Source organism: Methylophaga sp. UBA3613 (genome assembly GCF_002375415.1).
Classification (GTDB): Bacteria; Pseudomonadota; Gammaproteobacteria; order Nitrosococcales; family Methylophagaceae; genus Methylophaga.
In genome coordinates this window covers 549,999-575,173 of the sequence record NZ_DFLS01000004.1, presented here as the reverse complement: position 1 = coordinate 575,173, position 25,175 = coordinate 549,999, and the positions used below count along the sequence as shown (strand labels likewise).

The 25,175-nt window shown below is 43.9% G+C and carries 19 protein-coding genes and 3 tRNA genes; 14 read left to right on the top strand and 8 right to left on the bottom strand.

The window, feature by feature from the left end; translation table 11 throughout:
• Positions 1 to 50: 50 nt before the first annotated feature.
• Positions 51 to 356, top strand: coding sequence for a PilZ domain-containing protein (locus tag B3S93_RS04870; protein ID WP_292354186.1), 306 nt, complete (start codon positions 51 to 53; stop codon positions 354 to 356).
• A gap of 7 nt (positions 357 to 363) precedes the next feature.
• On the opposite strand, the gene coq7 is transcribed toward B3S93_RS04870, so the two are convergent.
• From coq7 to B3S93_RS04850, 4 genes are all read right to left on the bottom strand, one after another.
• Positions 364 to 1,008: a 2-polyprenyl-3-methyl-6-methoxy-1,4-benzoquinone monooxygenase gene (gene coq7, locus B3S93_RS04865; RefSeq protein WP_292354184.1), complete on the bottom strand. Its 645-nt coding sequence runs from the start codon at positions 1,006 to 1,008 to the stop codon at positions 364 to 366.
• 18 nt (positions 1,009 to 1,026) lie between these two features.
• Positions 1,027 to 2,097: a GGDEF domain-containing protein gene (locus B3S93_RS04860; RefSeq protein WP_292354182.1), complete on the bottom strand. Its 1,071-nt coding sequence runs from the start codon at positions 2,095 to 2,097 to the stop codon at positions 1,027 to 1,029.
• An 85-nt stretch (positions 2,098 to 2,182) separates the two neighbouring features.
• Positions 2,183 to 3,136, bottom strand: coding sequence for a chemotaxis protein (locus B3S93_RS04855; protein ID WP_292354180.1), 954 nt, complete (start codon positions 3,134 to 3,136; stop codon positions 2,183 to 2,185).
• 209 nt (positions 3,137 to 3,345) lie between these two features.
• Positions 3,346 to 3,432, bottom strand: a tRNA-Leu gene (locus B3S93_RS04850).
• Positions 3,433 to 3,472: 40 nt separating this feature from the next.
• On the opposite strand from B3S93_RS04850, the gene rnr reads away from it, so the two are divergent.
• The 9 genes from rnr (at position 3,473) to B3S93_RS04805 (ending at position 15,116) form a co-directional block, all read left to right on the top strand.
• Positions 3,473 to 5,641 (top strand): ribonuclease R, encoded by a 2,169-nt coding sequence (rnr, locus tag B3S93_RS04845; RefSeq protein ID WP_292399499.1) that lies wholly within the window; start codon positions 3,473 to 3,475, stop codon positions 5,639 to 5,641.
• 434 nt (positions 5,642 to 6,075) lie between these two features.
• Positions 6,076 to 6,151 (top strand) — tRNA-His (locus B3S93_RS04840).
• Positions 6,152 to 6,276: 125 nt separating this feature from the next.
• A tRNA-Thr gene (locus tag B3S93_RS04835) sits at positions 6,277 to 6,352 on the top strand.
• Positions 6,353 to 6,633: 281 nt separating this feature from the next.
• A complete protein-coding gene (locus tag B3S93_RS04830; protein ID WP_292399502.1) occupies positions 6,634 to 9,354 on the top strand; it encodes a sensor domain-containing diguanylate cyclase in 2,721 nt (906 codons plus the stop codon).
• A 148-nt stretch (positions 9,355 to 9,502) separates the two neighbouring features.
• Entirely contained in the window at positions 9,503 to 10,855 is a 1,353-nt protein-coding gene (gene gdhA / locus B3S93_RS04825; RefSeq protein WP_292399505.1) for an NADP-specific glutamate dehydrogenase, read from the top strand.
• A 45-nt stretch (positions 10,856 to 10,900) separates the two neighbouring features.
• On the top strand, positions 10,901 to 11,566 hold the full coding sequence (locus tag B3S93_RS04820; protein ID WP_292399507.1) for a methylamine utilization protein: 666 nt from the start codon (positions 10,901 to 10,903) through the stop codon (positions 11,564 to 11,566).
• Positions 11,547 to 13,898 (top strand): EAL domain-containing protein, encoded by a 2,352-nt coding sequence (locus B3S93_RS04815; protein ID WP_292399509.1) that lies wholly within the window; start codon positions 11,547 to 11,549, stop codon positions 13,896 to 13,898. Before B3S93_RS04820 ends, B3S93_RS04815 begins: the two co-directional genes overlap by 20 nt.
• Positions 13,858 to 14,688, top strand: a complete 831-nt coding sequence (locus B3S93_RS04810) for a DUF3034 family protein (protein WP_292399512.1) — start codon at positions 13,858 to 13,860, stop codon at positions 14,686 to 14,688. Before B3S93_RS04815 ends, B3S93_RS04810 begins: the two co-directional genes overlap by 41 nt.
• On the top strand, positions 14,688 to 15,116 hold the full coding sequence (locus B3S93_RS04805) for a group I truncated hemoglobin (RefSeq protein WP_292354161.1): 429 nt from the start codon (positions 14,688 to 14,690) through the stop codon (positions 15,114 to 15,116). Before B3S93_RS04810 ends, B3S93_RS04805 begins: the two co-directional genes overlap by 1 nt.
• Here B3S93_RS04805 and B3S93_RS04800 read toward each other — a convergent pair.
• On the bottom strand, positions 15,111 to 16,556 hold the full coding sequence (locus B3S93_RS04800; RefSeq protein WP_292354160.1) for a sensor domain-containing diguanylate cyclase: 1,446 nt from the start codon (positions 16,554 to 16,556) through the stop codon (positions 15,111 to 15,113). The two genes, B3S93_RS04805 and B3S93_RS04800, sit on opposite strands and share 6 nt — an antisense overlap.
• 78 nt (positions 16,557 to 16,634) lie before the next feature.
• Positions 16,635 to 18,386, bottom strand: coding sequence for a pyrroloquinoline quinone-dependent dehydrogenase (locus B3S93_RS04795; RefSeq protein ID WP_292354157.1), 1,752 nt, complete (start codon positions 18,384 to 18,386; stop codon positions 16,635 to 16,637).
• Positions 18,387 to 18,571: 185 nt separating this feature from the next.
• Here B3S93_RS04795 and B3S93_RS04790 point away from each other — a divergent pair, with 185 nt between their 5' ends.
• The gene (locus B3S93_RS04790; protein ID WP_292354155.1) at positions 18,572 to 19,573 is read left to right on the top strand and encodes a cytochrome-c peroxidase; all 1,002 of its coding nucleotides are present in this window, start codon (positions 18,572 to 18,574) and stop codon (positions 19,571 to 19,573) included.
• Between the two features lie 50 nt (positions 19,574 to 19,623).
• Here the strand turns inward: B3S93_RS04790 and B3S93_RS04785 are convergent, their stop codons facing one another.
• Positions 19,624 to 20,226 (bottom strand): cysteine hydrolase family protein, encoded by a 603-nt coding sequence (locus B3S93_RS04785; RefSeq protein WP_292399515.1) that lies wholly within the window; start codon positions 20,224 to 20,226, stop codon positions 19,624 to 19,626.
• A 64-nt stretch (positions 20,227 to 20,290) separates the two neighbouring features.
• Complete coding sequence (locus tag B3S93_RS04780) at positions 20,291 to 21,289, bottom strand: catalase family peroxidase (RefSeq protein ID WP_292399518.1); 999 nt, start codon at positions 21,287 to 21,289, stop codon at positions 20,291 to 20,293.
• Between the two features lie 202 nt (positions 21,290 to 21,491).
• On the opposite strand from B3S93_RS04780, the gene B3S93_RS04775 reads away from it, so the two are divergent.
• Genes B3S93_RS04775 through B3S93_RS04765 form a run of 3 tightly spaced genes read left to right on the top strand, consistent with a single transcriptional unit; the run spans position 21,492 to position 25,077 of the window.
• The gene (locus B3S93_RS04775; protein ID WP_292399519.1) at positions 21,492 to 22,079 is read left to right on the top strand and encodes a TetR/AcrR family transcriptional regulator; all 588 of its coding nucleotides are present in this window, start codon (positions 21,492 to 21,494) and stop codon (positions 22,077 to 22,079) included.
• Positions 22,080 to 22,113: 34 nt separating this feature from the next.
• Positions 22,114 to 23,112, top strand: coding sequence for a zinc-dependent alcohol dehydrogenase family protein (locus B3S93_RS04770; RefSeq protein ID WP_292399522.1), 999 nt, complete (start codon positions 22,114 to 22,116; stop codon positions 23,110 to 23,112).
• Between the two features lie 24 nt (positions 23,113 to 23,136).
• Complete coding sequence (locus B3S93_RS04765) at positions 23,137 to 25,077, top strand: PQQ-dependent sugar dehydrogenase (protein WP_292399524.1); 1,941 nt, start codon at positions 23,137 to 23,139, stop codon at positions 25,075 to 25,077.
• Positions 25,078 to 25,175 lie beyond the last annotated feature (98 nt).

Sequence of the window (25,175 nt, the reverse complement as noted above, 5' to 3'; positions counted from 1 at the left end):
TTAGGCTAGGGGCATCTGATAGGCAACTGCATCGATAAGGGATAAAAATTATGGCAGGTCAGGATTTTGAAGAAAAACGCAATTATTTCCGAATGCGCGTCAACGGTCCGGTACAGATAAAGCGTCCGGATACCACAGAAAGTTTTCAGGCAGAAGGACTCGATTTAAGCGCCAGCGGTTTAAGTTTGATAGCGGATGAAATGGTTAGCGAGGGGGAAATACTGGATATCAGCATTAAAAGTCATAATCCGGACCTGGCCGACTTTGTTGCACAGGCTGAAGTGGTCAGAGTTGAGCCTTCTGAAGAACAGGCGGGACGTTTCAATATTTCATTGAAGTTTACGACAATCTATTGACGTCAGCTTACAGCCAATAACTGCTGCGGGTCATCACTTTCGACATTGGCTGCATGATTTTCTGCACCAGCCATGGCAATTGAGCGCCGCCGGCAGCTAAAGCAGTTTGCTGATGATGACTTTCATCTTCACGCATTTGCGCAAGAATTGAACGACTGCGCAGATCCGCATCACTCATCTTGCCGAGATGCTCATCGAGATGTTCTATAACCTGTTTTTCAGTTTCGGCAACAAACCCCAGACTCCATTTATCACCAATTTTTCCTGCCACGGCACCAATCACGAAAGAACCGACGTACCACAACGGATTTAACAGGCTGGTACGCCCCTCCAGTTCATCAATACGTTTTTCGCACCATAACAAGTGATCGTTTTCTTCAGCGGCTGCCTGACGCATCGATTCGCGAACATTGGTCAGTTCTGCCGTTAATGCCTGTCCCTGATACAAAGCCTGGGCAGATACTTCACCCGCATGATTCACTCGCATCAATGCAACTGATTGCCGACGTTCATTATCGGTAAGGGGTGTTTCTTCTATATTTGTTGCCGGGTTATCTCTGCCACTTGATGGTGGGGTCCCAGCCAGAGTAGTTAATGCTTTATCCAGTTCGATAATAATTTTGTCAGCCAACAACAGATTACGTAAGCTCATATTTTTCCTGGGATTTTTTCAAAATAATTCAACGTCTGAACTCGCTATTTTTTTCGGCTCGCTAATTTTACCTTCTGCCACCAGGCTATGGTAATTTTGCACTTGATTTCGACCTTCGTTTTTGGCGCTGTACAGCGCCTCATCGGCCTGTCCAATAACATCCGTTGGCGATAATTGTGCGGAAACTTCCACAAAACCAATACTGACAGTGACCTGACCAAGCTGAGGAAAGCTATGCTCCGCCACTACCCTGCGTATTCTTTCAAAAGCCTGCATTGCATCCGTTTCATTTGCAGCTTTAAGTAACACCACAAACTCCTCGCCACCAAAGCGATAAATCAGATCATCATCACGGATAACGCCCGAAGTCATCAGCCTTGCGACCAGAATGATCACTTCATCACCGTATAAATGGCCGTAGGTATCATTGATGGTTTTAAATTTATCAATATCCACAACGCCTAACCAATGCTTAATAGCATAGCGACGGCGTCGTGAATCATTTGGTGAAGCCATCAGCTTGTTAAGTTCACTGCTCTGATTGACGAGAATCTTGGTTATTTCTTCATCCAGCGTTTCCCGGTTATATAAACCGGTTAATTTGTCACGTTGAGATTTATCAATTAACGCCAGATAATTGGCATACACCCTGAGAATTCCATGGACCAGTCGTTGGTCAATGCTGGATGGCAATTCCTGGCAATGGTGGACCAGGCTGGCGAATATTTCACCATGTGAATCATATGCGGGATAAATCACATTCCAGCCAGTTTCTTCAGCAGGACGATAAGAAACAATATCTTCTTTATCAATCGCTTCTGTCATTGCGGCAGTAAGCTCATCCGCCGTTTCCTGATTCAGTTTGGGATGCTGTTCGGAAGATGAAATAACATCATTTACACAAAAAGCCAGCAGACTGATATCGTGCATCAGATCATGGCGTTTGATTCTAAATAAACGTAGTGATTGTGCCGGAAACAATTCATTGAGAGTTTTGAGCAGACTTTTTTCCAGTACCTGCCGATCGTGATGTCGGGTAATTTCGGCAAGATTGTCGACAATTCGTATACTGCTATGACGATGTTGCATTATTTGTTGCCTTCAACAGTTCGGATAATCGAAAAGACTCATTTACGCTGTTGGAACAGCCTCCATATTAAAATGGTATAAAACACTAATGAGTACTTTCAATAAAACCACGAATGGTTGCTGCCAATTCACGTGGTTGAAATTTTGATACATAGGCATCTGATCCCACTCCCCGACCCATTGCCTGATTGGCAACCGCTGTCAGGGAAGAATGCATAATCACCGGTAAATGGGCCATACGCGGATCCGCTTTGATTTTCTGTGTCAGGACATAGCCGTCCATCTCAGGCATTTCCACATCGGTTAACACCACTTGAATTTCCGTCGTAATGTTCCGGTTTTCCTGTTCACATTGGGTCGCCAGTTTATCGAGCATTTTCCAGGCCAGTGCACCGTTCACTACGCCTACATGGCCAACGCCCAACTTGTCTAATGTCTGTGTAATCTGTTTACGAGCAACATTTGAATCATCGGCATATAACACTTTGTATTTTTTACCGTTTTCAATTTTTTCAATGCCTTCAAAAGCATTCTCATCATAAAAGTCGCCGGTATCGGCCAGTACTTTTTCCACATCCATGATCATGACCAGACGTTTATCCTGTAATTCAGCCACCGCGGTGACCAGCCCGCCCAGACGTTTGGAAATCAATGGAGGTGGTTCTTTAACCTGCTGCCAGCTTAAACGTTGGATAGTATCAACTGAAGTCACCAGAAAGCCCTGTACATGGGTGTTATACTCGGTGATCATCAGGATTTTTGGGGTTTCATGAGATTTTAATTTACAGAATTTTTGCAAATTAATGATCGGCACCATATCGCCACGCAGACTTACAAAACCTTCAATGCCATCAGGCATTTCAGGGGCGCCTGTGATTTCAGGGACATTAAGCACTTCACGAACTTTAAACACATTTATACCAAACAGTTCATTTCGTCCGGTATCATCATTAGTACCAAGACTGAATAGCAAAACTTCAAGGTGATTTGTGCCTGCTAGTTTGGTACGCTCATCAATCGAGTCAATAAAAGTTGCCATGTCCATTCTCACTGTGCAAAGGCTGATTTTCCGTTGGGCACACTAGGAATGTACCTTGATACGGTATGTTAACTTGCACAATATCGTAACCTTAAAACAGGTTCAATAGCATTAATAATCAGAATATGGAAATGTGGAACGAGAAAGATTCACCTGAAAGGACCAATAGCAGTTAAAATGGTCTGGTGACAATAAAGAAAAATTCGGAATGGTGCCCAGGGGGAGACTCGAACTCCCACGTACATACGTACACTAGCACCTGAAGCTAGCGCGTCTACCAATTCCGCCACCTGGGCAAGAAGACGCGCATCATATAGATCGAGATAAAAACTGTCAATGACTGAACAAAACATAACTGACCCTTTTGAGGGTCGTGAAGCCGAGAAATACGATAATCCCATCCCTAGCCGTGAATTTATTCTCGAGCTCCTAAAACAACACAAAGCCCCTGTTTCCCGGAAAAACCTTTCCAAACTTCTGGACATCAAAGGGGAAGAACAAACCGAGGCACTTCGTCGCCGTCTGCGCGCCATGGAGCGTGACGGACAAATTCTGCGTAATCGCAAAAATGCTTACGGCATTGTCTCTAAAATGAATCTGGTCAGTGGCCGTGTGATGGGGCATCCCGATGGCTTTGGCTTCTTAATTCCTGACGAAGGCGGTGAGGATTTATTTCTCAGCGAACGTGAAATGCGGGTGGTTTTGCATGGTGATCGTGCATTAGCTCGCATCAGCGGCACCGACCGTCGTGGCCGAAGAGAAGGCGCGATTGTTGAAATAGTCAAACGTGCCAACCAGACCGTGGTTGGTCGCTTGCAGGAAGATGCCGGCCTTTATTATTTAATTCCGCATAATCGTCGCATCAGCCAGGATATTATGATTCCTGTTCCCGACTTAATGGACGCCAAAGACGGACAAATAGTCGAAGCAGAAATTACTGAACATCCGAATAAACATCGCTCGCCTTTGGGCAAAATCGTTTCCGTATTAGGCGATCATATGGCGCCAGGTATGGAAATCGATATTGCACTTCGCAGTTTTGAATTGCCGCATGTCTGGTCTCCAAAAGCACTGGCTCAGGCTGAAAGTTTCGGTGAAACCATTCCTCAGGATGCTATTCAAGATCGCCTCGACTTGCGCGAATTACCGCTAGTCACCATAGACGGTGCTGATGCGCGTGACTTTGACGATGCAGTTTATGCTGAAAAACTGGACTCTGGTAACTGGCGTTTATGGGTGGCTATTGCTGACGTTTCCTATTACGTGAAACCTGACGATAATCTCGATAAAGATGCCCAGGAACGCGCCACTTCAGTGTACTTTCCAAGTCAGGTCATTCCAATGCTGCCTGAAGCACTATCCAATGGCTTGTGTTCATTGAATCCTGAGGTTGACCGTTTATGCATGGCCTGCGAAATGATCATCAATCAGGAAGGTGAGATTGAATCCTACAAATTTCATCAAGCAGTAATGAACTCCAAGGCACGGCTGATTTACGAGCAAGTTGCCAGCATTCTGCAAGAAAATGATAGCGAATTACGCAATCAATACGCCCATGTACTTCCGGGGCTGGAAACCATGTATGAACTGTTTCATGTCATGCTCAAAGCTCGCGAAAAACGTGGAGCAATTGATTTTGAAATGACCGAAACGCAATTTATGTTTGATGAGAATCGGAAAATTTCCTCAATCGAACCACGTCAACGCAATGACGCACATCGGTTAATTGAAGAATTCATGATTGCCGCCAACGTCGCCGCGGCAAAATATCTGCTCGCCAGCAAACTGCCGGTTTTATATCGTGTTCATGAAGTGCCTTCGGTTGAAAAGCTATCCGCCTTACGTGAGTTTTTAGGGGAATTGGGATTGTTTTTAGGGGGTGGAGATGAGCCCGAGCCCGGCCATTATGCCTCTCTATTGAAAACGGTCAGCAATCGTCCTGATGGACATTTGCTACAAACAGTTATGTTGCGCAGTATGAAACAAGCTGTTTATTCTCCTGATAATCTGGGTCACTTTGGTCTTGGTCTCGAGGCTTATGCACATTTCACGTCACCGATTCGACGCTACCCGGATTTGTTAGTACATCGTGCAATCAAGCATACGATTACTAAACAGAAAAAGGCCGCCTGGCATTATTCGGAAGAAGCTATGGTTCAGCTAGGCGAACATTGTTCAATGGCTAGCCGTAGAGCTGATGAGGCAACACGTGATGTGGCTGACTGGCTCAAGTGCGAATATATGCGTGATCGAGTTGGTGAAGTTCATGAAGGTGTGATCAGCGGTGTTACGGGTTTTGGTTTATTTGTGGAACTGAGTGATATCTACATTGAAGGTCTGGTTCATGTCACTGCACTGAAAAACGATTACTATCAGTTTGATGCCAGCGGCCATCGCTTGATGGGTGAAAGATCACGCAAATCCTATCGTTTGGGTGATTCCATTAAGGTTAAAGTGGTACGAGTCGATCTGGATGAAAAGAAAATCGACCTGGAACTGGCTTAGGGTCTGTTGATCTTTCATAGCCGCCTCTGTTGTGACTGAAAATGCGCCAATCAAGGTGCGAGGAATGCAGTTTGTGAGATACATCCATGTATCTCACCCCTAAGGGGCTTACGCTCAAAAACGTTCCGGACGTTTTTGTAGTCACTCTAAATAAAACTACGAGTAACGCAGAGTGGTGCATTTTCAGCCTTAACCCGTAGGGCTGGGACTATTTTTCCGCCCTCCTGTGTTGGAAATGATTTATGTAGAACAACTACATCGCATCATTTCTGCCTTGTTGGACGGAAAAACAGCTTCCAGCAGTGGTGGCTCTGAAAGATAAACAGGCCCTAAGGTCTCATTTCCCTTGACCAGAAAAATAAAGGCAGTACAATTGTCGACTTCCTGAAGGTCACCCAGCTTCTTTCGAGTGATTTTCTGAATAGATTTCTGTGGTGAGTGTAGCTCAGTTGGTAGAGTCCCGGATTGTGATTCCGGTTGTCGTGGGTTCGAGCCCCATCACTCACCCCATTTTTTTTGACATCGACTATTTACATCAAAATATCGAAAAGTAAATAACCGATTCAGCATTATTTTTTAACAGGTGATTCAGGCTTGCATGCCCCCCACACTGTTTGTATAATGCGCCTCTTGTTGCCGGTGTAGCTCAGTTGGTAGAGCAACTGATTTGTAATCAGTGGGTCGTAGGTTCAAGTCCTATCTCCGGCTCCATAATAATGAAAAAAGGTTATGTTTCTTAACATGGCCTTTTTTTTTGCCCCTAGTTAGTCAACTCTCCATCATATTTATAAATATATATATACATTCAACTCCTTCAGAGCTATTTATTATTTAGACTTAACTTTAAAGTTATTTCTCTGATTTCTTTATAAAAATATCCTATAAATTATATCTCAAAGTACTTATATAACTTAAAATAAACCAGTTACTTTTGAGAAGGAAATTGTAGTCATTAAATCAGTTCATAGACTGACAAAAACTACATAAAATAAATGAAAATTGCGATTCATTGGATAAATGGAGTAAAAAAACATATTTCCAAACTCCCACATTTTTTTATCCCCATTCTAATCATAATGATAGGTAGCTGGTTTTCCTTTTATCAATATCATCAGGTTAAACAACGAAATCAACAGGTAATTGCTGATCGCTTTGCTATCTCCTTTAACGAAACCACCCAAAGCGTTACTGAAAAAATTCGAAGCTACGAACAGATGCTACGGGCGACTCAGGGTCTTTTTGAGTCTTCGGACAGCATCACCCGTGAAGAATTTAAAAATTACGCCGAAAAACTCAAACTGGAAGCCTTTTATCCCGGAATTCAAGGTTTGGGATATGTGCCAGTTATTACGCCCGCTGAGAAATTTGTTCATATCGAATCGGTAAGACAATCAGGATTTCCGGACTATAACATTACTCCAGAGGGTAAACGGGAGCTCTATACCAGCATTTTGTATCTTGAGCCCTTTCAAGCTCGCAATCTGAGGGCTTTTGGTTTTGATATGTATTCGGAACCCACACGTCGAGCTGCGATGATCGAAGCCCTTGTTAGTCGTGAGGTGAGTCTTTCTGGTGGGGTCAAACTGGTACAGGATATTCCTGATGAATCCGTCACAGGCCTTCTGATGTATCTCCCTTTATTTGATTCAGTAGAGCCTGAAAATCCTCACCTTGGCTGGGTTTACGTCGTATTCCGGATCAGTGATGTAGTGAAAGCATCATTAACACAAAATGGCACACTTAGTCACTTGAAAATCTCAGATGTGACTACTGAACCAATGGATGTACTTTTCCAGTCAAGCAGTTTCGAGACCAGTTCCTTTGAATTAAGCGAAACCTTTACACTCGCTGGCCGCCAATGGAAGTTTGTGGCTTATCCTGATCAGAATTTTATAAAAGCCTTTGAAAAACAATCTGCCATATCGATGTTGTTAATACAATTGCTTATAACTTGTTTGCTTGCTTATGTTTATTGGCTATTGGCAAGTGGACGAAAACGTGCAGAGCGCCGGGCCAACGAAATAACAAATTTCCTGCGTGAAAAGCATCTGAAGCTCCAACTGGCAACAGACACCGCAGGCATGGGCACTTGGGAGTGGGATTTTCAAAAACAGCATGTTCTGGTTGATGAGCATCAATTAACCATTTTCGGACAAAGTAAACATTCCAATCCTTATTTAACACTTGATAACTGGTTTGCACATTTTGAGGAAACTGATCAGCAACGAGTTGAAAAGGCTTTTCACAAATGCAAGTCCGATCGTCTCGAGTTAAATATTCAAGTGTTGGTGCAGTCCAGAACCGATACTCGAATGGTGCAACTAAAGGCGGCCTTGAGTTTCGATGCCTCAGGTTCAGCAACAAGCATGATTGGGATTTGTTTTGATATTACAGAAAGCTGGCTTTATCAAACACAACTTGAACAAACTGAATCACGTTGGAAACATGCGCTGGAAGGTAGTGGCGAAGGCGTCTGGGACTGGTCAATTATCAATGACAAAGTGCTTTTTTCGGAAAAACTGATTTCCATGCTGGGATATACGCCAGATGAATTTTCTCCTCATATCAGCGAATGGTCAGATCGAATTCATCCAGATGATCGTCAACAGGTATTCAGCGATATTGATGCGTTACTGGATGGCAGCCAACCTGAGTACCGAAACGAACACCGTATGCTGTGTAAAGATGGTAGCTGGAAATGGATTCTTGACCGTGGCACAGTGATTGAACGTGATGAGCAGGGAAATCCGCTAAGGGCGATAGGTACACATACCGATATCAGTGGTCGCAAAGAAATCGAAATCACCCTTAGGATCAGTGAAGAACGTTTCAGAAATGCCTTTGATACGGCGGCGATCGGGATGGCTCTGGTCGGTCTGGATGGCAGCTGGCTGGAAGCAAATCCAGCCTGTTGCGAAATGCTTGGTTACAGCGAAGGCGAATTATTACAAATGACTTTTATGGATGTGACACATCCTGAAGATCTGGATCTCGATCAGCAGTTTGTCGCTCAACTGGTCGCCGGTGAAATTGATCACTATCATATGGAAAAGCGCTACGTTCGCAAAAATCATCAGATTATTGATGTATTACTCAGCGTCTCAGTTGTGCATGATATAAACGGAGAACTGTTGCATTTTGTCTCACAAATAGAGGACATAACGGCCAGAAAACATGAACACGAATTAATGCGCAAGTTGGCGCTCTATGATGCATTGACTGGTTTACCAAATCGTCGTTTGTTTGATGAGAGGATAAACCAGGCAATACTCGGCGCAAAGCGAAATAAACATCCACTTGCGCTGATGTTTATTGATGTCGATCATTTTAAACAGATCAACGATACCTACGGGCATGATGTTGGTGATCAGGTGATAAAACGCGTTGCTGAAAGCATGCAGTTAGCATTACGGGCAACAGATACGCTTGCCCGATTTGGAGGCGATGAATTTGTGGTATTGCTGAACGAGGTAAGCTCTGCAGATGCTGCGGTAAAAGTAGCCGAACATTTGCGAAACAGTCTGAAAAACCACCTTGAGTTTGACACTATCCGTTTATTGGTGACCTTAAGTATCGGCATTGCCGTCTATTTACCTGAAACAAATGAATCTGCTCTTCAGCTGATGAAAAAAGCCGATATGGCGCTTTACGATGTCAAAGCTCGTGGTCGTGATGGTGTCGGTTTATTTCAGGCCGGTGGATTTGAAAAATAATAACTCAATATTTATAAATAAAATCAACGTGTTTTTATTCCTCCAGAACTCCAAGTGGTGAACCTGTAACAATTTGCTGAGTCTGAAAAATAGTATTACTTCTGTTAGATTGTATCTATGCATTATCAGGTTAAACGAAGAGGTTTGAATGTCCTATATTGAGGCGACGATGAAGAAGCTGCAACGAAGCAGCCCAAGTCAACCAGAGTTTTATCAAGCTACCGAAGAAATTCTCCAATCTATACGCCCTTTACTGGAAAAAAATCCTCAGTATCTTCAACAAAATATCATTGAACGCATAGTTGAACCGGAACGCCAGATTATGTTCAGAGTTGTCTGGCAAGATGATGACGGTAACGTTCAGGTCAACAAAGGCTATCGAGTTCAGTTCAACTCCGCTCTGGGTCCCTACAAAGGTGGCATCCGCTTTCATCCCTCGGTTAATGCCAGTACCGTTAAATTTCTGGGCTTTGAGCAGATATTTAAAAATGCGTTAACTGGTTTATCACTCGGTGGTGGTAAAGGTGGATCAGACTTTGATCCCAAAAATCGATCAGATAACGAAATCATGCGGTTCTGTCAGGCCTTTATGAATGAGTTGCAACGGCATATTGGTGCAACCATTGATGTGCCTGCAGGTGACATTGGCGTGGGCAAGCGGGAGATTGGCTATCTGTTTGGGCAATACAAACGTTTGAATCGTCATTTTGAAGGTGTATTGACTGGCAAAGCAATCAACTGGGGAGGCTCACTTGTTCGCCCTGAAGCCACAGGCTACGGCTTAGTCTATTTCACAGAAAATATGCTGCAAGCCAATGATGATTGTCTCGACGGCAAAAAATGTCTGATATCCGGCGCAGGGAATGTGGCGATTCATACTATTGAAAAACTCTATCAATGTGGTGCATTGCCAATAAGCTGCTCTGACAGCACCGGTACGATTTATCACGAAAAAGGTATCGATTTAATTCTGCTGCGGGAATTAAAAGAGGATCAAAATTGCTCCTTGGCAAAATACCGGGAAACGCACCCCGACGCTGAATTCACACCTATCAAACAGTATCCTGAAGATGGTCATGCGGTATGGCGTATTAAAGCAGATGCCGCTTTTCCGTGTGCTACCCAGAATGAATTATCAGCAGCTGATGCCATTGCACTGTGCAAAAACGGTATTAGCTGTATTGTTGAAGGTGCCAATATGCCCTGCACTGCTGAAGCACAGGCACATATTATTGCTGCAGGGATTCATTATGCTCCAGCCAAAGCTGCCAATGCCGGCGGTGTAGCCACCAGTCAACTCGAAATGGCGCAGAATGCCAGTATGATGCAATGGTCATTTGCTGATGTGGATCAACGTTTGCAAATTATCATGAAGGATATCTATCAACGCTGTGCAGAGACTGCCATTGAATTTCATCACCCCTGCAATCTTATGCTAGGAGCAAATATTGCGGGATTTCGTAAAGTTGCGGATGCGATGATGGAACAGGGACTGGTGTAACCTGAGTTACACCTTACGATAAAGACTAACATTCGGAATACAATTTTGAAATTCACAAACCTATTAATTGTGAGTATAGGCCTCGCCGCATTAAGTCAGGCATTAACAGCCAGAGCAGAGTCCATTACTTTGAAAATAGTTGATCAACAACAACAGGCTGTTTCCAGTGCCGTAATTGAGGTATTGAGTTCGCCCGAAAGCTTTGGTCAAGTAGATTCAATCAATGTTATCGATCAGATAGATAAGATGTTTGTCCCTGAACAAATTGTTATTCAACAAGGTCAATCGGTAGATTTTCCTAATAGTGACAACATACGACATCATGTCTATTCATTCTCAGAAGCAAAAACGTTTGAACTCAGGCTCTATGCCGACAAACCGGAAAAGCCAATTCAATTTGAAAAGCCTGGTGTAGTTGTGGTGGGCTGCAATATTCACGACTCAATGATTGGCTATATTTATATCGCACAACACCAAACGGTTGTGTCGTCATCTGACCAAGGTCACGCAAAATTTAGCTCAACTGTGCAGAATCCCCGGATAAGTGTCTGGCATCCCTATACAACTGATGGTGCCGAAAGCCGTCAGTATTTTGAAATTGATCAGCTTGAAAAAAATGATAATGGTGAGCACATAGTTCAGTTGAATATTGCCCCCCCTTCTCCGCGTGAGTCTTTTAAGGATACCTTTGGTGCGCCTGGGCATCACTAAATTACGCACGCAAATTCTACTATTTGCGCTTTCACTTGTCCTGGCGACCACAATGGTCATTCAGTCTATTTCGTGGTGGTCTGCCAACCAGTTTAATCAGCAGCAAATTCGGCAAAATACCATCAAGGCTGAGAATATTCTGCGTCAATACATCCGTTCATCAGAAAACAATCTGGTAAATTCGGCACGAGTACTGACGGCCGACTTTGGTTTTAAACAAGCAGTAACCTCCGGCGACAAGGACACTATCGCCAGTGTATTAATGAATCATGGTGCACGAATTAATGCTGATTTAATGTTGTTAACGGATTTATCCGGTAGGCTCATCTCCAGTAGTCATTCGACCATTTATGATGAAGCACTACTGAGTTATGTCGTTAAAGATTTACTGGAAAAACCAGGAACAGCACATATTGTAATGCTGGATAACCGGGTTTATGAGTTAATCCTTTTGCCAATAATGGCTCCCAGAACCATAGCTTATACGTTAGTGGGATTTGAGCTGAATCAGACAACCCTTAATGAACTCAAACAACTTACCGGTCTGGATATAACCCTGCTTAAACATTCAGTTCCAGTTTATTCCACACTGGAAAATATTCCCAATGATGCAGAATTTATAAAGACGATAAATTCAGCACACACAAAATGGTTTTGGATGGAAAGACCCACATTTATCAATTCGGATTTTATGCCAGCGACCACAAGCATAAATCCTGTCAGCATTTTGTTATCAGCGGACTTAAGACCCATCTATCAGCAGTATGATGATATGTCAGCGCGCATAATACTGATCGTTTTACTGGTGATGTTGGGATCTATCATTGTCAGCACCATCATTGCACATACCTTAACCACCCCGCTCGCCAAACTTGTTGGTATCGCCAACCAGTTTGCCAAGGGGAATTACGATGCCTGGCAGGAACCCGGCCAGGCCAGCAGCGAAATCCGCGATTTGGCTGCAGCTCTCAGAACCATGGGTACAGAAGTCAAACAGCGTGAACAGGTCGTTACATGGCAGGCCAAACATGATGCATTGACCGGTTTATTCAATATCCACACCATACGTAGCACGCTTGCTGCAACAATGCAGAAATATGGTCAATGTGTTGTTGTGGCGACTTATATACAAAATTTCCGACAGATAAATGATCGACTTGGGCCTGAAGTCGCCGATGCCTGCCTCACTGTACTGGCCCAACGTCTTAACCAGTTTGCTACCGCTGGGGAAAAAACCAATGCGCGTCTGGAAGGAATCGAGTTTCTATCCGTTATTCAGTTACTGCCGGGGCAAAGTCCTAGGCAGGTTGTTGAAGAATTGCTCGATAACCTGGATAAGCCCTTTCAAATCGGTAATATCAGTTTGAGTGCTCACTTCTATGCGGGTGTATGTTGTTATCCAGCCGATGGTTATGACAGTAAAACAATGCTTCGTCGAGTCAGAATTGCTGCTGATCATGCCCGCCTGAATCGTACAACCATACATGTTTATACGCCGGGTGAAGACGAAAATCATCTTGAAGAATTAAGTCTTATTGAAGCGCTACAAGCATTGCTGAGACAACCGACAAATATTGAATTATTTTTAAACTTCCAGCCAAAGGTTGAGCTTAAAAACGGCAAAATGGATACCGTAGAAACGCTGATTCGCTGGCATCGTCCAGGCCTGGGGCGAGTTGCACCGGATAAATTTATCGGCTTGGCTGAGCAATCTGGACTCATTGTTGAATTAACCCACTGGGTTATCCAGGAAACACTCAAGCAATTACGTAGATGGCGCGATAATGGGTTGGCTTTGAACGCAGCAATTAATGTGTCAGCAGAGGATTTGGCTCATCCGGATTTTTGTCATTTTCTCGAAAAACAAATTGCGGTTTACGATATTCCCGCAAACTCAGTCACTATCGAGATCACCGAGCGGGATATTATGTATGACGAAGCACTGGGTATTGAGGTACTGAAAACCTTAAAAAATGCCGGGTATATGATTGCTGTAGATGATTACGGAATAGGTCAGTCATCTTTATCAAAATTAAAAATACTCCCCGTCGATGAACTCAAGCTGGATATGAGTTTTATTCGCAATCTGGATAGTTCTCTAACGGATCAGAAAATTGTCCGTTCAACCATCTTTCTGGCTCATTCACTCGGTTTAAAGGTGGTGGCAGAAGGAGTCGAAAATGCCGCGACCTATTCTCTTTTGCAAGAAATGGGTTGTGATAGCGTTCAAGGCTATTTAATAAGTAAACCACGAGATGCTGAAGATCTCGTTGCTTGGTTAGGTGAAAATAATGCGACTTATTCTTTTTCTGCTGACAGTATTACTCACTAGTCAGCTATACGCTGCTGATGGCAAGTTGATCGCCACACCGGGCATTTCCCAAATTGAAGGCACCGGTGGTGGCGGTTTTGTTCCCTGGGCTCAATTAGCCGGTTATGGTAGCCGTGATGAAATAGCAGCCAATGTATTTTGTAGCGGTGCAAACGTAGATGATTATGATTTACGTGTATGCGGTGCACAGGCTACTTTCTATGACCGAATTGAATTCTCAGTCGCCAAGCAAAAATTTCATGTCGATACCTTAGATCTAGATATCAAGCAAAGAGTACTGGGTGTCAAAGCAAGACTTTATGGAGATATTGTCTATAGTCGATTTCCACAAATAAGCCTGGGAATTCAGCATAAAAAACTTGACGATCCCACTGTTGCCTTTCTATTGGGAGCAGATGATGATTCTGGAACCGATATTTATCTGTCTGCCAGTAAACTACATCTTGGGGCTATTGCTGGATATAACTGGTTATGGAATGTAACGGCCCGCTCGACAGAAGCCAATCAAACTGGATTATTAGGTTTTGGTAACGCAGCAAATGGAAATCAGCGCGAAACTGTTCTTGAAGCATCAACAGCCATTCTATTTGGCCGCCATTTAGCCCTTGGCATTGAATATCGCCAAAAACCCGATAACCTTGATTTAAAAGAAGATGACTGGTCCAACATATTTGTGGCCTGGTTTCCAAATAAAGTTATCAGTGTGACGGCAGCCTGGCTGGATTTGGGTGACATTGCCGGAGCCAAAAGCCAGAAAGGGGCTTATTTTTCTGTTACAGGTTACTTTTGATGTTCACAAAATTTCGATATAGCTTTTTTATGGCTTGCTACTTGGCATTAACTGCTTGTGCCAGCACATCAGAACCCACTTTGTATAACAAACTTGGAGGTGAGCAAGGTGTGAATAATATTGTCGAAAACCTCATCCGGGAAATTGGACAGGATGAGCAAATTTTCCATTATTTTGCCGAAGCCCGTGTCAGTCGATTTCGGGAAAATCTTATTGAACACTTTTGTGCAATCTCAGACGGTCCATGCCAATATACCGGTGACAATATGGTGGACATCCATACTGGAATGAATATCAATGAAAGTGATTTTAATCACTTGGTGGATTTATTGATTAATGCTATGGAGGCTGAGGGAATCCCTCACCGCATTCAAAATCAGCTGCTTGCCCGATTGGCACCATTGCGTGAAAACATTATCTATCTATAATTCAATTTTATCGTCAATATCCGCTTCTACAACCGGGAAAGTGGGAACATGGGTAAAAATCACCTGATTACGTCCATGCTCTTTTGCTCTGTATAACGCCGTATCGGCTGCATGTAGAATCACATCCATCGGCGGCACAGGCTCTTCAGGCCATAGCAGACAAACACCGCAACTCATGGTTACCGGAATTAACTGGGAACCACTTGGAATGGGGGTATCCGCTATAACAGATCTTAATCTTTCAAAAGATGCTGTTGCCTCTTCCGGTTTTAATTGCAAAGCGACCAAGAATTCTTCACCACCAAATCTTCCCAACACATCATAGCTTCGCAAAGTGGATTTCAGGCGACTGGCAAAGCGGCGTAATACCTCGTCACCTGATGCATGACCATAAGTATCATTAATCTTTTTAAAATTATCTATGTCACATAATGCGACACAATAAATTTTGTCGCTACGTCTTGAGCGCGCGAGCTCTTCGGTGATCCGTTCGATAGCAGCATGACGATTTAGAATTGTCGTTAAATGATCATGGGTCGCTCGATAAATCAAATCCTTGTATAGATGGGACAGTGGATTTGCCAGCCGCTTGGCCAGTAAAGTACTGAGCACTACACTTATTATCACAATAAATAACGTTAAACCTAGCAGAGAATAATTCAGTCGATCAAAAACCCGATGAAAAATGGATAAATCTGCCAACAAAAATAATTGTATGGGCTGTTTATTAACGTTTTTTAACTTAACCTCTTCCAATAAAAATTGAGATCTTTGCCACCATAAGTCAGGCTCATTAGTTGTTTGAAGAAGATGGTCGAACTCAGCTTTATGAATTGGCAGTGTCGTTAAAAATAAATCTGTCTGGGTAGATTCAAACACAATATCCAACCCGGTTTTGAGCTTTAATTCTTCCAATAAAGGTGCATTTATTTCAAACGCGATAATACTGATGGCGACTTGATGTGGTGCATTTATGGGTACACTGAATAAACGATACAAACGATTATTTATTTCTACAAACTGACCCTGTTGACTGATGCCATGAACCGCCAGCCAGTTGATATCGGCCAGATCAGAGAGTGGAAAATCCAACTCATTCGCTGCAATCAGCTCACCGTTATCATTGAGCACCAACATTAAATCTGCCTGAATGCGTCCAGCATGGTTAGTGAGCATGCTGGTAATGGTTGGCACATTATTGGTGGCAACAGCTTCTCTGAATCCAAAGTCCTGAATAATGACTCTGGTGGCGTAATGTAAATTGGTTTCCCGGCTGTCGATGTACTGATGCAGAAAATAAGCAGCATTTGCCACCTGTTCACGGATTTGCTGCTGATTATGTTTATGAATAAACCAACCATGGCTCAGCTGCATCGCGAAAGCTGTCAGTAAAATCAGACTGACACAAAGTAGAATCATCCTGGTCTGGATGCTATTCATCTATAAGTCGTTTCCATAATATGCAGCGTATTCAGCCATCTGAACTCCGTTCATCAGGATTTATTAATCTGTAACTCTTCAGGGTAAACGCCATACCTTGATTTTTTGTCCAGTTTTGAAACCAAACAGACGATTGCCACCCACCGCAACAGCAATATGCTGTTTACCATTAACGCTGTATGTAATCGGTGGCGCATTGACGCCCGCTTCCGTTTTACCACTCCAGCGTTTTTCTCCCGAATCAGCATCAAAGGCCATCAGTTCACCGCTCCCTTCTCCGGTGAACACCAGACCACTGGCTGTACTTAAAACGCCGCCTATCAATGGATTTTCAGTTTTGACCTGCCAGACTATTTCTCCACTATCTAAATCAATTGCAGTTAATAAACCATGTTTTTCAGGAGTATTTAAAGGAGACATCGAAGAATAACGCACCGCTTCTTCTCCATCCTTGGCAGCCTGTTTGTGTAATTTATATTCCACCGGCCAGTGAATGGCGGCAATAAATACCAAACGTCTGCGAGCATCCACTGAAACGGGAGACCAGTTTGCACCGCCCATTACACCAGGATAAATAATCGTTCCTTCACTGCTGGGAAGTTCAAACATGTTTTTTTGCGGGACAAAGGCTTCGCTTTTATAGAGAAACTTACCATTACGTCTGTCATGTACATAAAACCAGCCCGTTTTACCAGCCTGACCAATTGCGGGAGTAGGTTGCCCCTTAATGGTAATATCAAACAAAACCGGCGGACTGGCTACATCATAACCCCAGCTGTCATGCGGGACTTGTTGGTAATGCCAGCGATAATCGCCACTGTTGGCATCAAGTGCCAGTAATGAACTGCTGTAAAGATTATCACCTGGTCTGGATGAGCCTTCCATTTGCGGTGATGGATTACCGGTACCAAAATGCAGAATGCCAGTATATGGGTCAATAACCGGCGTACTCCATGCCGAAGCACCACCATAACGCCAGGCGTCACCGTGCTGTTCCAGAGCGGCTTTTTCTTTTGCTATATCGCGAGGTAATTTCACCCCATCAGCTGTTTTGGTAACAAAATCACCTTCCCAATTTTCAGACTTGATGGTGTCAAACTGCCATTTTTGTTTACCAGTTTCGATGTCATATCCTGCCATGAAACCACGGCGCCCATATTTCCCGGCGATACCGACTACAGCGCCCAAAGGTGAATCAGAATCCGTAGCATCAAGATGTAATCCATATCCCACGCCGGTGATGCCAATAATGACTGTATCCTGATAAATCATCGGGGCCATATTGATGCCCGCTCCCGAGGTACCGGAGACGCTGCCCAGTTCAGTATCGTCCAGCGTACTAACATCTTCCTGAATACCACTGTTTTCATCAACAACACGATTATCCCAGCGTTTTTCTCCTGTTTTGGCATCCAATGCAATCAATCTGGCATCAATGGTGCCGGTAAAAACCATACCATTTGATACAGCCACACCGCGATTGGCAGGACCACAGCAAATGGGATAATCTTCATCTAAATCATGCTCATAACGCCATAATTGTTGACCACTCGCGGCATCCAGTGCGACCACATCGTTAAACGGCAAAGAAACATACATCACGCCATTCTGAACCACCGGTGTTGCCTGAAAGGTTTCATTTACACCGGTATCAAATTCCCATGCTTCAACCAGCTCCATAACATTGCTTTTGTTAATTTGGACCAGCTTACTGTGCCGTTGATGTAGATCATCGCCACCATAAACCGGCCATTCAATCTCTGTTGCTAAAACTGGCAGGGATAAAACAGTTAAAAGCCCTCCCAACCAGAAGATGTGTTTTAAAGGCATGGTTTTCTCTCTCTTAATTATTTTTAGTTATGATAACAATTACTATCGAACAAGAATTTTTTATCCCGTAAATTGGATCTTATGATCCAGATCAAATCAAAGCCCGATAACCCTACAGCAAATAATAAGTCTCCCTAAAATCAAATTATCAACATCTGTTGTTAATCAGATAAGTGAGGTAAGTAATGTATAAAACACTACTGGTAGGACTTATAACGTTTTTAAATATATCCCTTGTGTTGGCAGATAATTTTAGAAATGAGCCCATCAAACCGATACAGCCATTTATTATTACCGAACCCGCCAAAGTTGAACTCGGGAAAAAACTTTTTTTTGACCCCAGACTCTCCCGCTCAGGGTTCATATCTTGTAATTCCTGTCATAATCTCAGTATGGGAGGCAGTGATAACTTGCCGACTTCCATTGGTCATAATTGGCAGCAAGGACCAATCAACTCTCCCACCGTACTCAATTCCAGTATGAATCTGGCCCAGTTCTGGGATGGTCGGGCAGCCGATTTGCAGGAACAGGCTGCCGGACCAATTGCTAATCCGATGGAAATGGCTTTTAGCCACTCTCTGGCCATTGATGTTTTGCGTTCGATTCCACAATACGTTGCAGCATTCAATAAAATCTATGGCAGTAATGAGATTACTCTGGATCAGGTTACCAATGCCATAGCAGCTTTTGAAGAAACCCTGGTCACTCCCAATTCCCGTTTTGATCTTTGGCTTAAAGGCAGTGACAATGCCTTGACTGACACTGAAATTGCCGGTTATCAGAAATTTAAAGAAATCGGTTGTGTGGCTTGTCATAACGGGGCTGCTGTAGGTGGCAGTTCATTCCAGAAGATGGGGATTATGGAACCCTACCAGACCGAAAACCCGGCTGAAGGACGTATTGCAGTGACCGGTAAAGATGCCGATCGCTTTTCATTCAAAGTACCAACTTTACGCAATGTTGAATTGACTTACCCATACTTCCATGACGGTGCCTATTGGAAACTGGAAGATGCCGTCGATGTGATGGCCAGACTGCAACTGGGACAGAAGCTGGAAAAACAGGACATTCAAAACATAACGGCATTTTTGAAAACCCTGACGGGTGACCAGCCTCAATTTGCCGTACCACAATTGCCACCCTCTACTGGCGACACACCGATTCCTGTTCCATTTGAAAAGGAATAAGTAAAAAAGCCCGCCAGAGTTGATAACTGGCGGGCTTTTCTATTGAGCTGTTAATCAGACAGGTCTGAAACCCTATCAACTACTGCCGCATATAAATCTCGAGTTGAAGCAATCGCGCCATCCTGAACCTGTTCAGCCGAAATAACTTTGCCACCAGCAGCCTGAAGCGGGCGGGTTGCAGTCGTACTGGCCACAACTGTAGGTTTATACCCCAGATTAAATCCGCCATGCGCGGTGGAATTTACACACATATGTGTCATAAAGCCTGCCAACACTATATTTTCAATATTCAGTGATTTCAGTCTTTGATCCAATTCAGTTTGCACAAATGCATTGGGAAAGTTTTTAGTAATAACGTATTCCCCGTCTTGAGGTGCCACCTCATTGGAAATCTGACCAATATCCGTCGTGAGATCGTAAGGTGAGCCCACACCACCATCATGTTGAATATGAATGATAGGGATATTTAACGACCTTGCACGTTCCAGCAAAGCTTTGGCTTCCAAAATAGCTTTTTCCACGCCCGTGAGATGCATAACACCGGTTCGATAGGTATTCTGACAATCAATCATAATTAATGCTGAATTACCCAACTTTGCCGGCTGATGCCCTAAGCCGACAATATCTCTTAATGTTTGTGACGCTTGTGTCATAACAGTCCTCTTTGAATGTTCAAAAATTTACCCGCGGTATGGTTTGCTTCAGTCTTGCTGCCGATCAATCCATGCGATGCTGAAAACTCAACGCATAAGCACCCGGTCTGGCTAATAAAATAGGATCAGAAGATGGCTCAATCCCCTCTGGCAAAGCCAATGGATTAAACATCGTCGCTTTTTCATACTCGGCAGCATCTGCCATCGGTGCCTCGATCACAATAGTCCCTAACTCAACCACCTGGCGATCATCCGGCCAAATTACCGTTGCATCATTTACTTCATCGCCTGGTTCAGCAATTTGCACCGACAAACGAAACTCGGCAGCTTGTTCAGGTAAACGCTCACGAATTTCATTCATTAAATAGTTTTCGTTTTGTGCTTCAGCATCGGCTTTTTCCAATGTTTTCACACCATCTAATGGTGTCACAATGTAGCGACCATAAACCGACTCACCATCGCTGTTGGTAAACTTAAACGCATTGATGCCATGGTAGGACAGATTGGCAAAACTGGCTGGAAAGGGTTTGGGATATTCAACAAAATGCTTGGCTTTAGGATTGTCAGCTAAAAATTGTTGAATAGGTTTGGTCTCAGCTTCTGAAGTGGCAGAATCTCTGACTGCTGTGAGCATTTCCAAAAAAGCTTCTGGTGTTGCCACCGGAAAACGTGGCACTGAGCTCAACACCATATCGGTATATTCCTCGTCGCCCAAATCTATACGCATCGCCATACCTTTGGCTAATCCTTTAGGATCATTGTCCGCAATTTCGGGAAACCCGGTTGCATTAGAAAAACGTACGACTATCGGAGAAGACTGCTGTTGCAAATGTGCTGCAGAAGTAATTTGTCGAGCTGACTCAGCCGGATGGAACACGCCGGTTAACACCACCCCTTTAGTGTGATTGGAACGCAATCCTTCTCTGGGTCCTTTGAATAAATCGTGCTGTACATCAACAATCTTCTCGACTGTCGACTTTTCTGCTTGCTCTGCTGAAACAGGATTTATATTGAAACCTAACAACAATGCCAGTGGCAAATACTTCAATGTTTTACTGCCCATTAACGTTATCCTTTTGATGAATTTACTGCCCGCATTGAGCACGAAAATATAGCTTAAAGCTTTATGAGCCTTTTACATCAAACTTAGTTCATGTTGATTTAAACATTGCAGCAAAAATTCAACGCTGTTGATTTAGCATGATTTGCATTTACTAGACGATTGGTCTACTGTGAACACACATTCACTAGACGACCGGTCTAATATGACACGCATCGAAACAAGACAATCATTAATCAAAGTCGGTACCGACGTTATCGGCAGTCCTGGTTTTAACCCAACAGGCTTAAATACCGTGTTAAAAACCGCTGGCGTACCGAAAGGTTCGTTTTATTATTATTTTGCCAGTAAAGAAGATTTCGGCCTGGCTATCATTGATGAATTCGCAATTGCCTATAACGAAAAAATTGACTCGTTTCTCAGCGATACAAAAGTCAGTCCGCTGCAACGGATTCGTAACTATCTGCAAAATGGACTGGAAACAATCAGCGAAGGTCAGTGTAAGCGTGGCTGCCTGATTGGCACCTTAGGACAGGAATTATCCAGCCAAAATGAAACATTCCGAGTTCGGCTGGATCAAGTGTTCGAAGGCTGGAAACAACAATTTGGCCTGTGTATCCAAGCTGCTATCGATTGTGGTGAACTCTCTGAAGATACCGATATAGAACAACTTTCCGAGTTTTTACTATCAGGCTGGCAAGGTGCCATTTTACGCGCCAAGATGCATTCCAGCATCAGTCCCCTGCAGGCTTTTATCGATACGACTTTTGATCGTGTATTGATCACCCGCTAAATAATTTATTTCTACCAATTACCCGGAGATTTTTATGAGCAAAGTTGTTCGTTTCCATCGAACAGGTGGACCTGAAGTTTTACAACTGGACGACATGCAGGTGTCCGCTCCGCAAGCCGACGAAGTGCTGCTGAAAATTAATAGCATCGGTCTGAATCGTGCCGAGGTCATGTTTCGTAGTGGCCAATACCTGGAAATGCCCGAGCTTCCTGCACGACTAGGCTACGAGGCGTCAGGTATTATTGAACAGGTAGGCTCCAATGTCAGCCAGTTCAAAACTGGCGATAAGGTTAATGTGATTCCAGCTTTTTCAATGAATCAATACGGAACTTATGCTGAAAAAGCTGTTTTGCCGGTTCATGCCATTGTTAAACAACCCGCCAGTATTTCTGACGATGAGGCAGCGGCTGTGTGGATGCAATATCTTACCGCCTGGGGTGCACTGATTGATATCGGGCAGTTAACCCAAGGACAGACATTACTGATTCCAGCGGCATCGAGCAGTGTCGGTCTGGCCGCCATTCAGATAGCGAATCATGTTGGTGCCCTTCCAGTAGCAATCACCCGCACAGCCGCTAAAAAGGCCTTGTTGCTTGAACATGGCGCCAAACATGTTATTGTCAGTGACTCCCAGCAAATAACCGAACAGGTCCAGCTGATTACGGGTGGTAAAGGTGCGGATATGGTGTTTGATCCTGTCGCCGGGCCTGCATTAAATGAATTAGCCAACGCCTGTGGACGATTCGCACAAATTTTCGTCTACGGTGCGTTAAGCACTGACGCAACACCTTTTCCATTATTTACTGCTCTGGCAAAAGGCCTCACCTTCCGTGGTTATACCTTGTTTGAAATCAGCCAGGATGCCGAACGTTTACAACGCGGTGTGGAATTTATCGAAAAAGGCTTAGCGGCTGGCCACCTCAAACCGGTTATTGCCAAAACCTATTTATTGGATGACATTGTTGCTGCACATCAGTACATGGAATCCAACCAACAAATTGGCAAAATCATTGTCACCACATCAAAAACCTAATGCTTTTCACAATGGAGGAATCCTATGAAGTTTAACCTCAAGACTCTAAGTGCCTTAACCCTTGCTTCGCTTGGTTTAATTAGCACTGCTAGCTTCGCCGATGCAGCTGATGTCGAAAAAAACCTGCATAAACTCAATGTACCTGATGGCTTTAAAGTTGAAGTTTATGCAGAAGTGCCTGGCGCACGGCAAATGGCACTGGGCCAGTCCACCGGTACCGTGTTTGTCGGTACCCGTGGCCAAAAAGCTTATGCAGTAGTGGATCGTAATAAAGATCGTAAAGCCGATGAAGTGGTCACTATTCTTGACGACCTTAAAGTCGGTAACGGTATCGCCATGTATCAGGGCAACTTATATATTGCCGAACAAAACCGTATTGCCCGCTATGCAGCGCCCGGCTTTGATCTGAGCCTACCCTTTAAAGAAATGCGCGAAGTGATTTATGAAGATCTGCCTGATAAAGCGCATCATGGCTGGCGTTATATTGACTTTGGACCCGATGGCAAACTCTATGTCACCGTCGGCGCTCCATGTAATATTTGCGACGTAAAAGGTCAGGAAGCCACCATTATCCGGATGAATCCAGATGGCAGTGATGTTGAAATCTATGCTGAAGGTATTCGTAATTCTGTCGGTATGGATTTCCAACCGGACACCGGAACATTGTATTTCACCGATAACAACACCGATATGATGGGTGATGACATTCCACCGGGTGAATTAAACGCTGCACCTGAAAAAGGCATGCACTTTGGCTTCCCCTACTATGCCGGCGGTAAAGAACGTCATGAAGACTGGGCCGATAAAACACCGCCTAAAGACGTTACTTATCCCGTTGTCGAATTTCAAGCACACGCCGCCGCACTAGGCATGAAGTTTTATACCGGCAACATGTTCCCGGAAGATTTCAAAGGTGATGTCATCATTGCCCAGCATGGTTCATGGAACCGCACAGAACCGGTTGGCTATCAGTTAATGCGTGTCACGTTTGATGAAAACAATGAAGTCAGTGGTCATGAAACCTTTATTGATGGCTGGTTAAAGGATGGTGAAGCGTGGGGACGTCCAACTGACGTCTTGCAATTACCTGATGGTTCGGTGCTGGTCTCTGATGATTTTAATGGTGTGATTTACCGCGTCAGTTACGGTGAACAACAGAGTGATGCTCAAACCACCAGCACAAGTCATGGCAACAACACGATAGAAGATCTGATGATGCCGGAATCAGCTATCGCCCATCCGGATGGACGGGTATTTGTCACTGAAATCGGTGAGTTTGGTAAAAAAGGTGATGGTAAAGTCACTGTTGTGAACACCGATGGCAGCACTGAAACGTTAGTTGATGGCCTGAACGATCCAAAAGGCATCGATATGTTTAACAACACCTTATACGTTGCCGATGTCGATCAATTGGTGAAAATCAGTCTGGATGGCAAAAGCGAAGTGATGGTTAAATCAGCTGACTTTCCAGGTAAACCAGTGTTTCTCAATGATGTCGAAATCGATGGTCATGGCAATATCTATGTGTCCGACAGTGGTGATGATAACGGCAAAGATGCCGGTATTTATCAAGTTACAGCCAAAGGCAAGGTAACTGAAATCATCAACCAGAATTCCGGTATCAAACGTCCCAATGGTTTGTTAATGGATGGCTATAACAAGATGCTGGTAGCTGATTTTGGCACTGGTGATTTGTTCCAGCTGGATATTGACTCCGCTAAAGCCACCAAAGTAAACACTGGTTTTGGGGGTGCAGACGGTCTGGTTCGGGATACTGATGGATTTTTATATATCAGTGACTGGAATAACGGCAAGGTATGGCAGTTAAATGAAGCTAAAGCTACGCCACAACTGATCACCGACGAGTATGAAGCCGCAGCCGATATTGCTTTATCAGCCGATGGCAAACATATTCTGATGCCCGATATGAAAGCCGGAAAACTGTATTTCCTGCCGATTAAATAAGTCGATTTAAAATCTCTCAAAAAGCCGGGACTTGTCCCGGCTTTTTGGTTTTTACTAATATGGATTGTTAACGTATTAAACAGGAATAAATCCTTCAG